At 60.8% G+C, this 13,971-nt stretch carries 15 protein-coding genes and 1 tRNA gene; 10 read left to right on the forward strand and 6 right to left on the reverse strand.

From position 1 onward, the window contains the following. Window positions 1–5: 5 nt before the first annotated feature. Window positions 6–818 carry a TrmH family RNA methyltransferase gene (locus EET67_RS23240; RefSeq protein WP_128628594.1) on the forward strand — a complete coding sequence of 271 codons (813 nt, stop codon included), beginning with the start codon at window positions 6–8 and terminating at the stop codon, window positions 816–818. Here EET67_RS23240 and EET67_RS23245 read toward each other — a convergent pair. Both EET67_RS23245 and EET67_RS23250 read right to left on the reverse strand, forming a co-directional pair. Beyond that, entirely contained in the window at window positions 785–1,993 is a 1,209-nt protein-coding gene (locus EET67_RS23245) for a coiled-coil domain-containing protein (RefSeq protein ID WP_128628595.1), read from the reverse strand. The two genes, EET67_RS23240 and EET67_RS23245, sit on opposite strands and share 34 nt — an antisense overlap. Before the next feature lie 93 nt (window positions 1,994–2,086). Further along, a complete protein-coding gene (locus tag EET67_RS23250) occupies window positions 2,087–2,668 on the reverse strand; it encodes a DUF1134 domain-containing protein (RefSeq protein WP_128628596.1) in 582 nt (193 codons plus the stop codon). Between the two features lie 416 nt (window positions 2,669–3,084). On the opposite strand from EET67_RS23250, the gene chpT reads away from it, so the two are divergent. Together chpT and EET67_RS23260 are read left to right on the forward strand one after the other, a co-directional pair. Further along, entirely contained in the window at window positions 3,085–3,714 is a 630-nt protein-coding gene (gene chpT / locus EET67_RS23255; protein ID WP_128628597.1) for a histidine phosphotransferase ChpT, read from the forward strand. A gap of 179 nt (window positions 3,715–3,893) precedes the next feature. Next, window positions 3,894–4,262 carry a response regulator gene (locus tag EET67_RS23260; RefSeq protein ID WP_128628598.1) on the forward strand — a complete coding sequence of 123 codons (369 nt, stop codon included), beginning with the start codon at window positions 3,894–3,896 and terminating at the stop codon, window positions 4,260–4,262. Between the two features lie 178 nt (window positions 4,263–4,440). On the opposite strand, the gene ctrA is transcribed toward EET67_RS23260, so the two are convergent. Next, a complete protein-coding gene (gene ctrA, locus EET67_RS23265; RefSeq protein ID WP_128628599.1) occupies window positions 4,441–5,136 on the reverse strand; it encodes a response regulator transcription factor CtrA in 696 nt (231 codons plus the stop codon). A gap of 458 nt (window positions 5,137–5,594) precedes the next feature. On the opposite strand from ctrA, the gene EET67_RS23270 reads away from it, so the two are divergent. Together EET67_RS23270 and EET67_RS23275 are read left to right on the forward strand one after the other, a co-directional pair. Beyond that, entirely contained in the window at window positions 5,595–5,972 is a 378-nt protein-coding gene (locus EET67_RS23270; protein ID WP_128628600.1) for a flagellar export protein FliJ, read from the forward strand. Between the two features lie 294 nt (window positions 5,973–6,266). Continuing rightward, window positions 6,267–6,566, forward strand: a complete 300-nt coding sequence (locus EET67_RS23275) for a YMGG-like glycine zipper-containing protein (protein WP_165900011.1) — start codon at window positions 6,267–6,269, stop codon at window positions 6,564–6,566. Between the two features lie 103 nt (window positions 6,567–6,669). On the opposite strand, the gene sciP is transcribed toward EET67_RS23275, so the two are convergent. Further along, complete coding sequence (gene sciP / locus EET67_RS23280; protein ID WP_128628601.1) at window positions 6,670–6,945, reverse strand: CtrA inhibitor SciP; 276 nt, start codon at window positions 6,943–6,945, stop codon at window positions 6,670–6,672. Between the two features lie 288 nt (window positions 6,946–7,233). Between sciP and mnmA the strand changes: the two genes are divergently transcribed. After that, window positions 7,234–8,421: a tRNA 2-thiouridine(34) synthase MnmA gene (gene mnmA, locus EET67_RS23285; RefSeq protein ID WP_128628602.1), complete on the forward strand. Its 1,188-nt coding sequence runs from the start codon at window positions 7,234–7,236 to the stop codon at window positions 8,419–8,421. Between the two features lie 35 nt (window positions 8,422–8,456). Here the strand turns inward: mnmA and EET67_RS23290 are convergent, their stop codons facing one another. Beyond that, window positions 8,457–9,410 (reverse strand): Gfo/Idh/MocA family protein, encoded by a 954-nt coding sequence (locus EET67_RS23290; RefSeq protein ID WP_128628603.1) that lies wholly within the window; start codon window positions 9,408–9,410, stop codon window positions 8,457–8,459. Between the two features lie 235 nt (window positions 9,411–9,645). On the opposite strand from EET67_RS23290, the gene EET67_RS23295 reads away from it, so the two are divergent. The 3 genes from EET67_RS23295 (at window position 9,646) to EET67_RS23305 (ending at window position 13,279) form a co-directional block, all read left to right on the forward strand. Continuing rightward, window positions 9,646–9,722: transfer RNA gene (locus tag EET67_RS23295), tRNA-Met, on the forward strand. 721 nt (window positions 9,723–10,443) lie between these two features. After that, window positions 10,444–10,863, forward strand: coding sequence for a universal stress protein (locus EET67_RS23300; RefSeq protein WP_128628609.1), 420 nt, complete (start codon window positions 10,444–10,446; stop codon window positions 10,861–10,863). Between the two features lie 700 nt (window positions 10,864–11,563). Beyond that, entirely contained in the window at window positions 11,564–13,279 is a 1,716-nt protein-coding gene (locus EET67_RS23305) for a trimethylamine N-oxide permease (protein WP_128628604.1), read from the forward strand. 157 nt (window positions 13,280–13,436) lie between these two features. Here EET67_RS23305 and EET67_RS25750 read toward each other — a convergent pair whose 3' ends face one another. Then, window positions 13,437–13,574 carry a hypothetical protein gene (locus tag EET67_RS25750; RefSeq protein ID WP_165900012.1) on the reverse strand — a complete coding sequence of 46 codons (138 nt, stop codon included), beginning with the start codon at window positions 13,572–13,574 and terminating at the stop codon, window positions 13,437–13,439. A 25-nt stretch (window positions 13,575–13,599) separates the two neighbouring features. Here EET67_RS25750 and EET67_RS23310 point away from each other — a divergent pair. Continuing rightward, on the forward strand, window positions 13,600–13,971 hold a 372-nt coding region (locus EET67_RS23310), incomplete at its 3' end, for a formate--tetrahydrofolate ligase (protein ID WP_128628605.1).

Raw genomic sequence — 13,971 nt, forward strand, 5'->3', positions numbered from 1 at the left:
GTCGCATGGATTCTGTTTACATCGAAGATCCGGCCGATCCGCGCATCCAGGCCTATGCGAACATCAAGGAACGCGACCTGGTCGGGCGCCAGGGCCGTTTCGTGGCCGAAGGCAAGGTCGTGCTCAACATGCTGTTTACGGCCAGGCGCTTTGCGGTCGAATCCGTGCTGCTGCTGGAAAACCGGCTTGCCGGCATGGAGCGGACGCTGGAGCTTGCCCCGCCCGATGTGCCGGTCTATGTCGCGCCGCAAGCCGTGCTCGACGCCGTCGCCGGCTTTCACATGCATCGCGGCGTGCTTGCGATCGGTCGCAAGCGGCCGCCAGAACCGCTCGACGACCTGCTGGGCAGCCTGCCGGAACGGGCCCTGGTGGTGGCGCTGGTCGGCATCGCCAATCACGACAATATGGGCGCGATCTTCCGCAATGCGGCAGCCTTCGGCGCCGATGCGGTTCTGCTCGATCCGACCTGCTGCGACCCGCTCTACCGTAAGGCGATCCGGGTATCGGTGGGCGCGGCGCTGAAAGTGCCCTTTGCGACGGCCGAAACGGCCAACGATCTCGTGGCGCGGCTTGCCGCCCATGGCTTTGACCAGTTTGCGCTGTCGCCGCGCGGCGAGGTCGAATGCCGCGATGCGAGGCGGGGGCAGCGGCTCGCGCTCTATTTCGGCACCGAAGGCGAAGGATTGCCAGGCGCGCTCATCGATCGGCTGGAGACGGTGCGTATCGCCATGGCCGCCGGCTTCGACAGCCTCAATGTCGCGGCGGCTTCAGCGATCGCGCTGCATCATTTTTCCGATGCGGGCGGAACCGGCGTGTGAGCGGCTTGCTGCAGCGCCCTTATGCGGTCGGCAAGGCTGGGGCCTGAACCCCTCTCCTGGCCGTTCGCGCCGTCGAGCGCCTTGGTGATCGGCGAGTCGGGACCGTCCAGCAGGGCGGTCAGATGCACCACTTCGGCGGCAAGCTGGCTCATCTGCTCGCGCAGGCGGGCGTTTACGGCCGCGGCTTCGCTATCGCCGGGCGCCCGCTCAGCCTTCAGTTTGCGGTTTTCGCGCGCAAGAACCGTCAGCCGCTGCTCAAGGCGCTCGCGGTCTGCCGAAAGCTTGGCCAATGCCTGCTCGACTTCGGTATCCGGCACTGCCCCGCCGGGGGTGGGCTCATCGTCGGGGTCCGGCTGCAACCCCGCCTCGCCGCCCAGCATGGCCGCCACCGCCTGCCCGGCAACGGAAGCGCGGGTGGAACCGGAATGCTGGTGCGCGGAATTCCGTTCCAGCCGTTCCAGCTTCTCATCGCGGTCGGCAAGCGTCGACATCATTCGCTCAAGCTTCTTGTCGAGGTCGCCGGCACGTTTCTTTTCCTCTTTGAGCGCCTCGCGGGCGCTTCTGGTTTCCAGCGCCATGGCCTGAGCGCGCGCATCGGCATCCTTGCGCTGCGCCTTGACATGCAGGATCTCGCTGGCGAGCGTTTCGATCTCGCTCTCGCGCGCCACAAGCTGGATCTGGCGGCTGCTCGAAGCGAAGCTCGCTTCCTCATAGAGGCGGCCAAGCTGTTCAAGTTCCTTTTCGAGGCGCGACTTCTCCGCCTCGACCTGCGCAAGCTGTCCGGAAAGCTTTTGCAATTCTTCCCCGCGTTTTTGCAGCTCGGCCGTCATGGAGGCCAATTGCGCTTCCTGTTCGGCAATGGTCGCCGCCTTGTCGTCGCGCTCGGCACTGAGGGCCTTGATCTCCTCGCGGCGGCGGTTGATTTCGACAAGCTGCATCGCCAACTTCTCGCGTGCCGCCTCGCCGCTCATCTCCAGGCGCCTGATCGCCATCGCCGCTTCCGCGCGAATCCGGTCCTTGTCGGCCTGGATTTCCTCCTGCGTAAGCGGTGTGGAGGCTTCGATGCGCTTTCGCGTCAGCCTGGCCGCGCGCCGCAGGAACGCCGGCGTCACCAACATCGCGATGAAGCCGGCACACAGGAAGCCGAGGGCGAAAAACAGGATGGGTTGGATCACGTCAGTCTATCCAGGCCGCGGCGCTGTGAAGGAACTGCCTCTCTGCCACAGCGGCCCCGGCACGGCAATGTGCCTGCATGAACGAACCGCAGCTCAGAATGGGTTCCAGGTCGGGCCCTGGGTAAGCTTCAGATAGCCGATATTGATGCCGAGCCGCGCGCCGACGCCGGTGCGCACCGGGACCAGAAGCATGTTGCCGTTCTTGAGCACGGTAAAGCCAACGCCCGCGACCACATAGGCCGAGCCGGCGACACCGCCGAAACGATCATAGAGGCTGGATACATCGTCGAGATTGTAGACCAGCATCATGTTGCGCGAGCCCTGGCCGCCAAAGTCCCAACCCAGCGACGGGCCCTGCCAGTAGACCTTATGGTCGCCGGCATTCTTGGTATAGAGCGTGCCCTCGCCATAGGTGAGGCCGCCGATCAGCGCCCCGGACCCTTCCTCGCCGAGGATATAGCCGTTGGGCAGGCCGTAGGAGGCAAAGATCTTCTCTATGACCGTCGCCAGGCCGCCGGAAGTGGCGCCGAAAAAGCGATGGCCGGAATCGACGATCTCCTGGGCTGTGTATTCCTGCGCCCGCACCGCCGAGGCCGAGAACGCAATCGCGCTCGACATGATCAACAGTGCTGCAAACAGCCGGGAAAGATGCCGGTCAAATAGTCGGGAAAACATGCTTCCAATCTCCGTCCGGGAGCGATTTCGCCGACGCCTCTACCCGACGCCGCTCTTGATGGCCGCTTTCAGGGTCACTCAATTCCAGCCCGAATCAGGGTGCACTGGGATTCAGGCCTGCCGGCCGGAATGTCGATCTACCCTAGGGCGTAATTCTTTTTCAACCATTAAGCTTCGACATGAAGATGGCCGTTCAAAGGCTGTCCGGGCCGAACGCATGGCAGCATCCGCAAGGATGCACAGGAAATATCGGTTTTCACCATGCAATGACATGCGCGCATGACGCGCAGGGCGAAAAGCTCGACAGATCGGGAACCATGGACTGTATAAATTGCCTGAGAACGGATACGATTCGCATCGAGTGGCGCGGTCATCGATCCGCGCTGATTTTTTGTTGATTTTCGGGGTTTGTTGTCATGGCTGAACTTTTCTCGCTTTCCGCGCCGGATCTTGCAGCTCTTTTGTGCAGTCGGGTCTGCCACGACATCATCTCGCCGGTCGGCGCGATCAATAACGGGCTGGAACTGCTGGACGAAGGCGGCGCCGACGAGGACGCCATGAACCTCATCCGCGTCAGCGCGCGCAACGCTTCGGCCCGGCTGCAATTTGCCCGCATCGCCTTCGGCGCCGCCGGCTCGGCCGGCATGATGATCGATACCGGCGATGCCGAAGCAGTGGCCGCAGCCTTCCTCAAGAACGAGAAGCCGGCGCTGAGCTGGAGCGGCGGACGCGCTCTGCTGCCCAAAAACAAGGTCAAGCTGCTCCTGAACATGATCCTGGTGGCCAATGCCTCCATTCCGCGCGGCGGCAACATCAGCGTGGTGCTGGAGGACGTCGAGACCGAGCCGAGATTCAAGATCACGACCAGCGGCCCGATGTTGCGCGTGCCGCCGAAATTCCTCGAACTGCATTCCGGCCAGAAGCTGGAAGAGGCCATCGACGCCCATGCTGTCCAGCCCTATTACACGCTGCTTCTGGCGCGCGAGGCGGGGATGGAGATTTCCATCCGCGCGAGTTCCGAGGAGATCGAGTTTACTGTAGCCTGAGGCTTTCCCCTTACAGGAAAACGTGTTTTTTCAATCGTTTAAAGAGAACTGACAGCAGAACCGATTTTACGAAAACTTTACCCTGTGGCTTTTCAGCTTCTTTACGCGGAGTGCCTAAGGTCGCGCGCAAACAACCCGGTGCTCCCGGCTCATGCGGGGGAGGCAAGGAGAGGCGGGATATGAAGCGTTGCCTGTTCGTCGATGATTCCAACGTCATCAGGAGGGTCGCCAGACGCATTCTGGGCGGCTCCGGCCTGCTGGTGATCGAGGCGGGCACCGGAGGGGAAGCCATCGACCTGTGCGCTTCCGATATGCCCGAGATCATCGTCGTTGACGGCGCCCTGCCCGACATGCCGAGCATCGATGTGATCCGGCACATTCGATCGATCCGCAGCCCGGTCAAGCCGCTGATCGCCATCTGCCTGACGGAGGTCGATATCGGCGCGATCATGCGGGCAAGGCGTGCCGGCGCCCAGGACTATATCCTGAAACCTTTCAACCGCGCGCAACTCCTCGACCGGTTCCGCACGCTGCAGGCAGCGGCGTAGAGCAAGTCCAGGCAAAGCGGGGACCGGTTTTCCGTTCGGAATTGCGCAAACAAACAATCCCCAGCCCCGACCATCGGACCCGCAGGCGACCAAAAATAGAAAAACCCGGCACAAGGCCGGGCTTTTTCATGAAACCATTGCCACGCAATCGGATGCGCGGCTCGAAAACGCGCGGTGATCAGGCGATTTCGCGGATTTCTTCCGGCTCGCGCAACACATAGCCACGGCCCCAGACCGTTTCGATGTAGTTCTGGCCGCCGGATGCGGCGTCGAGCTTCTTGCGCAACTTGCAGATGAAAACGTCGATGATCTTCAACTCCGGCTCATCCATGCCGCCGTAAAGATGGTTGAGGAACATTTCCTTGGTGAGCGTGGTGCCCTTGCGCAGCGAGAGCAGCTCCAACATCTGATATTCCTTGCCGGTCAGATGCACGCGCTGGCCACCGACCTCGACGGTTTTGGCGTCGAGATTGACGATGAGGTCGCCGGTGGTGATGACCGACTGGGCATGACCCTTGGAGCGACGCACGATGGCATGGATGCGCGCGACCAGTTCGTCCTTGTGGAACGGCTTGGTCATATAGTCGTCGGCGCCGAAGCCCAGGCCGCGCACCTTGTCCTCGATGCCGGCCATGCCGGACAGGATGAGGATCGGGGTCTTGACCTTGGACAGGCGCAGCGTCCTCAGCACCTCATAGCCCGACATGTCAGGCAGATTCAGGTCGAGGAGGATGATGTCATAGTCGTAGAGCTTGCCGAGATCGACACCCTCTTCGCCGAGATCCGTTGTATAGACGTTGAAGCTTTCCGATTTGAGCATCAGTTCGATACTCTGTGCGGTCGCACTATCGTCCTCGATCAGCAGAACACGCATTTCATTCCCCTTTTCTGCCACCGCACCCTTCTTGCGAACCATGGCGCCGAAGCAGTGGTTGCCTTAACCGCAGGCTGCCAGCGAATGGTTAACAAATCCTAATTTCGCCTCACAAGCGATAACAGATTTTTTAACCTTCGGCTACACCCTGTTGAATCTAATGATGAATCCCAAACACAAATCTTAACGCGTCACCTTAATAAAGACCTCTAAACGATTCCACCGACTCGGTTTGCGGTAGTTAGCCTTCGAAGCTGAATCTTTACCGCCCCTTAAGTCCTCGCCCGTATGATTAACAATGCCCGTAAACGAATGGTTACCGGCAGCGAAAAACTTTAGGGATTCATTTCCTATAGCGCGGGCAAACCGGCGCCGCAGCAGGCAATCGGACCTCTTGCGGCCGGTGGGAGCGGTTTGATCCGAGTGAATGGCGTGTACGTGTACGGGAGTAGCGAATCATGAAATCACGTGGAAACCTCGTCAGGCTCAAGCAGTTCCAGGTGAACGAGAAGCGCCGGCAATTGCTGCAGCTCGACATGATGATTGCCGAATTCGACCGCATGGCCGGCGAACTGGAATACCAGATCAATGCCGAGGAGAAGAAAGCCGGCATTACCGACACCAATCATTTCGCCTATCCGACCTTTGCCAAAGCAGCGCGCCTGCGCCAGGAGAATCTGAAGAATTCACAGGCCGACCTCCTGCAGCAGAAAGCAACTGCCGAATCATTACTCGCCGAAGCTGAAGCGGAGCTTTCCAAGGCCGAAATGCTGGAATCGCGCGACGGCAAGAGCCGCGAGCCCGAAGTCGACAACCGCAGCGCCATGATCGGTTGATCCAGCCCGCCCCACCGGCACTGTACTGCTACAGGGGGACGGCTTTCCCGCCAACCGTAAGCGGGTGCCATGTCCTTGTTTGGACACGATCTTTTTCGAACTTCGCCTTTCAAAAACCAATTCCGTCGGCCGATAGACGGCCGACGATCGGCTGTTTGGCTCAGCCCCGGCCGGCTTTCACGCCTCCTTCCCTCTGGCTCCTCCCGATGACTGGAAGATGAACGCCGGGTTCATTTTTCGTCAATGCGTCGGCTACTAGAACAGCCACATGATTCTAGAGAGAGGGTTAGACACATGAAACGCAAGGCAAGTTTTGCCGCGATCGCAGCACTGTCGGCGATGGTTCTGGCCGGCTGCTCGGCCACCGACCAGCAGATCAATCGCGCCGGCACCGGTGCATTGATCGGTGCGGCCGGCGGAGCGCTCGCCGGCCAGGCGATCGGCGGCAATACGAAAAGCACGCTGATCGGCGCCGCCGGCGGCGCAGTAGTGGGCGGCGCCGTCGGGGCTGCGACCGCGCCGCAACGGCAGAACTGCCGTTACCAGAGCGTCAATGGCGGCACCTATGTCGCCCCCTGCTCGGACGGCTACTGACGTAGCATCCGCGAGCCCCTGCAAGGGGGCTCATCCACCGGCCAGAAACCACACCGCGCGATCGCAAGACTGCGCGGTGCGTTCTTTCAGTGTGGGAGATAATTCAATGCCGATATTGCTGGATGCGCGTGGTGCGCAGGCCCGCCAGGCCATATTCGTCGATCGAGGCCTGCCACGACAGGAACTCCTCGGTGGTCAGCTTGTAGCGCTGACAGGCTTCGTCGAGGCTTAGCAAACCGCCCCTGACCGCCGCGACGACCTCGGCTTTGCGTCTTATGACCCACCGGCGGGTATTCGACGGGGGCAGATCGGCAACCGTAAGCGGACTGCCGTCAGGTCCAATAACATATTTGACACGCGGTCTAACCAGATCGGTCATAGTACTCTCTACACAAAACTCAAAGACCCAATCAGCACCACGTTACCGTCACAGCTTTAAAAATTGCCTAAACCAGTCGTAAGCCTTGAGTAACGAACGTAAACCGGTTGTTAACCACGCGATGCTCCTTCCAAAGCCTGTCACGCCCGATAAAAACTGCCCCGAACGGCCCTGTTGATCTGCGCTCGGGACTCTCGTGCCCGCCCGCCGTGGCACTTCGCAATCGTTTGACCTATATTGGCTTTGGGTGCATGAACGCGCCGAACGATTGAAACGGACCACCCTTCGATGAACAGCCTGGATCTGCCTGGACGGCCTGAAGACACGCGCATCGTCGTTGCCATGTCTGGCGGCGTAGATTCCTCCGTGGTTGCCGGCATCCTCAAACGCGAAGGCTATGATGTCATCGGCGTGACGCTGCAGCTTTACGACCATGGCGCGGCGACCCACCGCGTCGGTTCCTGCTGCGCCGGCCAGGACATCGACGATGCGCGCCGCGTCTCCGAGACGCTCGGCATTCCCCATTACGTGCTGAATTACGAAGAGCGCTTCCGCAAGGCGGTGATCGATCCGTTCGCGCAAAGCTATATTGCCGGCGAAACGCCGATCCCTTGCGTCTCCTGCAACCAGACGGTCAAATTCGCCGACCTGCTGGAAACCGCGCGCGAGCTGGGCGCCGATGCGCTGGCGACGGGACATTATATCCGCTCCAAGGCCAATGGCGCACATCGCGCCCTTTACCGGCCGGTCGATTCCGACCGCGACCAGAGCTATTTCCTATTTGCCACCACGCAGGAACAGATCGACTATCTGCGCTTTCCGCTCGGCAGCCTGCCCAAGCCGGAAGTACGCGCCATCGCCGAGGAACTCGGCCTTTCGGTCGCCACCAAGCATGACAGCCAGGACATCTGCTTCGTGCCGCAGGGCAAATATTCCGACATCATCGCCAAGCTGAAGCCGGCGGCGGCCAGCCCCGGCGACATTGTCCACCTCGACGGCCGGGTGCTGGGCCGCCATGACGGCATATTGCATTACACGATCGGCCAGCGCCGCGGCATCGGCGTCGCTTCGGGCGAGCCGCTCTATGTCGTGCATCTCGATGCGGAGCAGGCGCGCGTGATCGTCGGGCCGCGCGAAGCGCTGGAAACCCACAAGATCCATCTGCGCAACGTCAATTGGCTGGGCGACATGCCGCTTGCCGACATCCCGGCAGAAGGTGTCGAGATTTTCGCCAAGGTACGCTCCACACGCCCGCCGCGCCCGGCAATACTGCGCAGCCGCGACGGCGCAACCTGGGTGGAACTGCATGACGGCGAGTCCGGCATCGCGCCCGGCCAGGCCTGTGTGCTCTATACCGACGACAGCAATGAGGCGCGCGTGCTGGGCGGCGGCTTCATCGAACGCTCGCAGCGCAGCGAGGCCGCCGAGGCCATGCTGGGCAAGCTGGCTGCCCAGAACTCCATCGCCGCCGAATAGGCAAAAAACCAGGAAGCCTGCGCGGAGCCTGCCCGTCAACCGTGGGTGACGGTTCCTGCGGTGAGGATGCGCAGCACGGTGATTGCTTCCTCGCCATCGGTGCGCGGGGCCGCACGGGTGCGGATGCAGGACAGGAAATGCTCCAGCTCGCGCGTGAGCGGCATTCCCTCCTCGACCTGCACATAGGTCGGCTCATTGGCCGTGAATGCCCATTGGCCGCTATCCTGCCAGACCGCGTGCCGATAGACGGCAAGCTTGCGCTCCCATGGCTCGACATCGTCGAACACCGCCATGGCACGGGTGCCGACCACTGTCAGCCGGCGCTCGCGATAAGGGTTGAGGCGCGAGGCAAACAGATGGCCGCGCAACCCATTGGCAAAGCGCATATGGACCAGCGCAAAATCGCTCATATGGTCGAGGATGGCAGCGCCCTCCCCGCGCACCTCGACAGGCGCCGAGCCGGTGATGGCCAGGATCATCGAAAGGTCGTGCGGCGCCAGGTCCCACAAGGCATCGTTTTCGGTATGGAACTTGCCGAGCCCGAGGCGGTGGGCATGGACATATTTCACTTCACCCAATTCGCCGCTGTCGATCAGCGCCTTCAGTTTTTCGAAGGCGGGATGGAAGCGCAGCACATGGCCGACCATGAAAATGCGTTTGTTGGCCTCGGCAGCGGCCACGGCGCGCTCGGCATCGGCAACGGTGAGCGCCACCGGCTTTTCCACCAGCACGTCCTTGCCGGCCTCCACCGCCTTGATCGCCGTCTCGCTGTGGAACTGCGGCGGCAGCGCCATAACGATGGCATCGACGTCGTCGCGTGAAAACAGCTCTTCCGGATCAATGGCCAGGCAGTCCTGCTCGCTGGCAAAACCTTCGGCGCGGGCACGATTGGCATCGGAAACCGCATGGAGGGCGCCAAGCGCCTTCAGCGTCCGGATATGGTTCGAGCCCCAATATCCGCACCCCAGGACTGCAATTCGCGGTTTCATCAAATTTTGAACTCAGAGACGTGGTGGCGGAGACATAGCGGCGCGCCGGGTGGAACTCAACCCCGACGGTTGGCGAATATAGGCGTTCAAACGATTCTTCTCACTGCAAATCATGTAGGCACCAGACCGCTCGGCGCTTGACAGCACCGCCGTCGCAACCTTATATCCGCGCGTCCTCGGGCGAAGCACCTAGAAGCTCACCGGATTTAAGGTGGCTTTTCAACCTTCGCCATGTGGCGGGATAGCTCAGTTGGTTAGAGCACGGGAATCATAATCCTGGGGTCGGTGGTTCGAGTCCACTTCCCGCTACCATTTTTCTCCCAAAAACAGACGCTTGCCGTCTTTCAACACGGCAAGGCAATTTTATGCCGCGTCAAGCCCCGCTTGCGCCGTCCGCCGGCACCTATTGGGTTGCCATCTGCGATGGAGCAAAGGTGATGAAGGGTATCTTGGGCGCCTCGCCGGCTTCACATAGTCGGGTGCCGGCGCACCCGGTTCACCCAGCGATTTGACGCCGCTTCGATCACCGACCCCGCCTGGACCAAAAGGCCTTGATTTGGGCCCAATCTTTGCCGATGAGGTTGGTGAGCGCTCAAACGCTCATTCCGATGAACTTGTGCGATCAGCGTCTTGCTCACGGGGCAAGAGGCATGGAGGATTATGTGCATTCTTCTCGGCTCTGCGGATCCTGCGAAGGTTTCCACGATGCCACTTCAGCAATTTGCAGATGGTGCCGCCGCCCCTTGAAGGCGCCGGCCGCGACCCCGGAACACCTGTTTGGCGATCCCAGAGGTGAGAAGCGGCGAACAAAAGCCGCATCCTGAAGCCTGGCTGAATGTCAGGCCTTAGGCTTAAGCCCAAACAGTGATTCCTGGCTCAACCGACAGGGCGGCTGCCGATGCGCAGCCGCCCTGTTCTTCGTTGTGCGGAAATAAACCATGTCCGGGAGCATCAGCCGATCCTGTTTGACCTGCCGCAAACCATTTCGAATAATGAATTGCTATGCTTGGCTCGCAAATTGAGGAGAAGAACCGTGTATAAGCATATCCTTATTTCGACAGACGGCTCCGAACTGGCTCAAAAAGGCGTCGATCATGGATTGGCGCTGGCAAAAAACTTGGGCAGCACGGTCAAAGTCATAACTGTGACCGAACCATATCCGCTGCAATCTGCGGCCACCCGTGCCTCATGGACCGAGGCGCAGACAAAGCACGCCGACGCCGCGCTCGACGCGGCCAGAAATGCCGCGGCCAAACTGGACGTGAAGATCGACGTGGTTCAAACCACGCAACATTCGCCGGCCGAGGCTATTGTCGAAACGGCCAAGGAACTTAGCTGCGATCTTATCGTGATGGCGTCCCATGGGCGCCGTGGCGTCAGCCGGCTTCTGCTCGGTAGCCAGACCGCCGAGGTCGTGCACTATTCCACCATTCCGGTTCTCGTCGTCCGGTAGAGGCCATAGCGCCTACCCCTCACGACCTGCCGGCCCTGACCGCCGGGCCGGCATATCGGCGACGTAACCGCCAAGCACACTCTCTTCAAAACCTATCCGCCGCAAGAGCCCACGAGCCAGCCCGTCCCATACCAGGATGGAACGCGAAACCGTGCCGGTGGAGCTTCGCCGTTCCCGGGCGCTGCGACTGGAGCCTGACGCGCCGACTTCCTGAAGGACTAACCTGGTTTATGGCCGGTTCAACGAGCGGTCGTAGAATCCGACGGAACTTCACGGAGGCTGAGTCGATGCGACCGCTCACGATCTGCATGATACTGGTGGTCGGCGTCATTGTTTCCGGTTGCCAATCCGGACCGTCCAACCGGACCCACCCGTGGCCTTGCACGGATTCGGCCGAGGACGCCGGCATCTGCAGACAGGCGAACTCGATACCGACTGTGGGACCTTATGGGTTGAACTAGGTCGCGCAGCAAGGACGGCGTGAACCTCCAGACGCCGCAGGCGCTTTTCCCACCTCTGGACAACAATCTTTCCTTTGCCTGAACAAAACGCTTGACGCGGCGGCAGGCTGTGTCAATCTTCACTGTTAGGAAAAAAAGAAGACTGAGCGGAAAAGACAAACTTGGCCCTCCGGGGAGCAGGGCCGCAACGGGAACAGTTTCACTGACTGAAACAGGAAACGAAATGGGGAACTTCACTTATGAGCTCTATTGTTAGCAGTTCTGCCCCGGCTGGGGACGGGCAGTTACACAGAACGATCAATTGGCAAGGTGCATTCTGGGTAGCCAGCGGCGTACCTGCGCTGGTGCTTTTCTCAATCGGCGGCATCGCCGGCACCACGGGCACGCTGGCCTTCGTGATCTGGATGACCTCGGTGTCGTTCGGCCTGCTGCAATCCTTCACCTATGCCGAGATCGCCGGCCTGTTCCCCAGCAAATCGGGCGGCGCTTCGGTCTATGGCGCAACCGCCTGGCTGCGCTATTCCAAATTCATCGCCCCGCTTTCGGTCTGGTGCAACTGGCTGGCCTGGACGCCGGTCCTGTCGCTCGGCTGTTCGATCGCGGCGGCCTATATCCTCAACGCACTGGCGCCCATACCCGGCTTTTCGGAAGCCTCGCCCGAGGTTGCCACATGGCTCGCCGATCCGGCCAACGCCGGCAAGACGGCAGTCGATGCCATCGCCGCGCTTACGGCTGCCGCCACGCCGGCCATTCGCGACTGGACGCTCTATAGCGGCACGCTGGGCCCGGTCAGTTTCTCGCTAAATTCCGTCTTCTGGATCGGCGTGATCCTGATGCTGATCACTTTCTCGATCCAGCATCGCGGCATTCTCGGCACCGCCAATGTCCAGAAATATATCGGGCTGACCGTCATCGTTCCGATGCTGATCGTCGGCGTGGTGCCGATCCTGACCGGGCAGATCAACTGGGACAACTACACGCCCTTCGTACCGCTGGCCGAGGCCTATGCAGCCGAACCGGGCTCCTGGAACATTTCCGGCTGGACCCTCGTCTTCGGCGGCATGTTCATCGCCTCCTGGTCGGCCTACGCCTTCGAAACCTCGATCTGCTTCACCAGCGAATTCAAGGATCCGGGCCGCGACACCGTCAGGGCCATCCTCTATTCGGGCCTGCTGTGCCTGCTGATGTACACGCTGGTGCCCTTCACGTTCCAGGGCGTTCTCGGCCTTGATGGCATGCTGGCCGCTTCGATCGTCGACGGTTCGGGCGTTGGCCAGGCCATGGCCAGCATGGTCGGTGGCACTGGTATCATCACCAGCATCATGATCATGCTGATGATCATGGCCCTGATGCTGGCGATCATGACCGCCATGGCCGGTTCCTCGCGCACGCTCTACCAGGGCGGTGTCGATGGCTGGCTGCCGCGCTACCTTGCCCGCGTCAACGAGCATGGCGCCCCGACGGCGGCGATGTGGACCGATCTGGTCTTCAACCTGTTCCTGCTTGCCATCGCGGCTGCCGATGCCACCAGCTATTTCTTCATCCTCGCGGTGTCGAATTGCGGTTACATCATCTTCAACTTCCTCAACCTCAACTCCGGCTGGATCCACCGCATCGACAACGGCCATATCCATCGGCCGTGGAAGGCGCCGACGATCCTCATCGCCATCGGTGCCATGCTGTCTTATGTCAATGCCATGTTCATGGGCGCCGGTGCCAAGGTGTGGAACCCTTGGGCGCTGTGGGCCGGCCTGATTGCCGCCTCACTGATCATCCCGGTCTTCTGCTACCGGCACTATGTGCAGGACAAGGGTAGGTTCCCCGAGCAGATGCTTGACGATCTTGGCATCAAGCAGGAGGACCTCGCCAATAGGAAGGCAGGGATATTGCCCTACCTGACCCTGGTTGCGGGCCTGTGCGTGGTGCTTATCGCCAACTGGGTGTTCGTCATCTAGGAGCCGATAAAAAGTTCGCAGCGGTCAGGCAGTCCGATGCGAAAAAAGGAAAAGGCCGGCCACCCGGGGTCGGCCTTTTTCATTTGGTCGCGGCAAAAAATAATTCTTATCATGAAATTTTATTTCATACTGGTTGACGTTTTCCTCGTAAAATGGCTTACTGAATATCGGGAAAAAACGGACGAACCCAGGTCGAAACAGCCGCAATGCTGATGTTCAAGGTGCCTGCCATCCAGTGCAGCACCATGGCCTCCAAGTGTAGCCCGGCCTGCGTCCGTCGATCGCGAAACGACATTCCGTCTCCAAGGGAGGACCCATAGATGGCAGAGATCAAGTCGGACATTGAGATTGCGCGTGCGGCGAACAAGCAGCCGATCCAGGCGGTTGGCGAGAAGATCGGCATACCTTCGGAGCATTTGCTGCCCTATGGCCACGACAAGGCCAAGGTCTCGGCCGCCTTCATCAGGGAGGTGCAGGGCAACAAGGACGGCAAGCTGATCCTGGTCACCGCCATCAACCCGACGCCGGCCGGCGAAGGCAAGACCACCACCACGGTGGGCCTGGGCGATGGCCTGAACCGCATCGGCAGGAAGGCGATCATCTGCATCCGCGAGGCCTCGCTCGGACCGAACTTCGGCATGAAGGGCGGTGCGGCCGGCGGCGGCCTGGCCCAGGTCGTGCCGATGGACGAC

It is taken from the genome of Borborobacter arsenicus, from assembly GCF_003934165.1.
GTDB lineage: Bacteria > Pseudomonadota > Alphaproteobacteria > Rhizobiales > Rhizobiaceae > Pseudaminobacter > Pseudaminobacter arsenicus.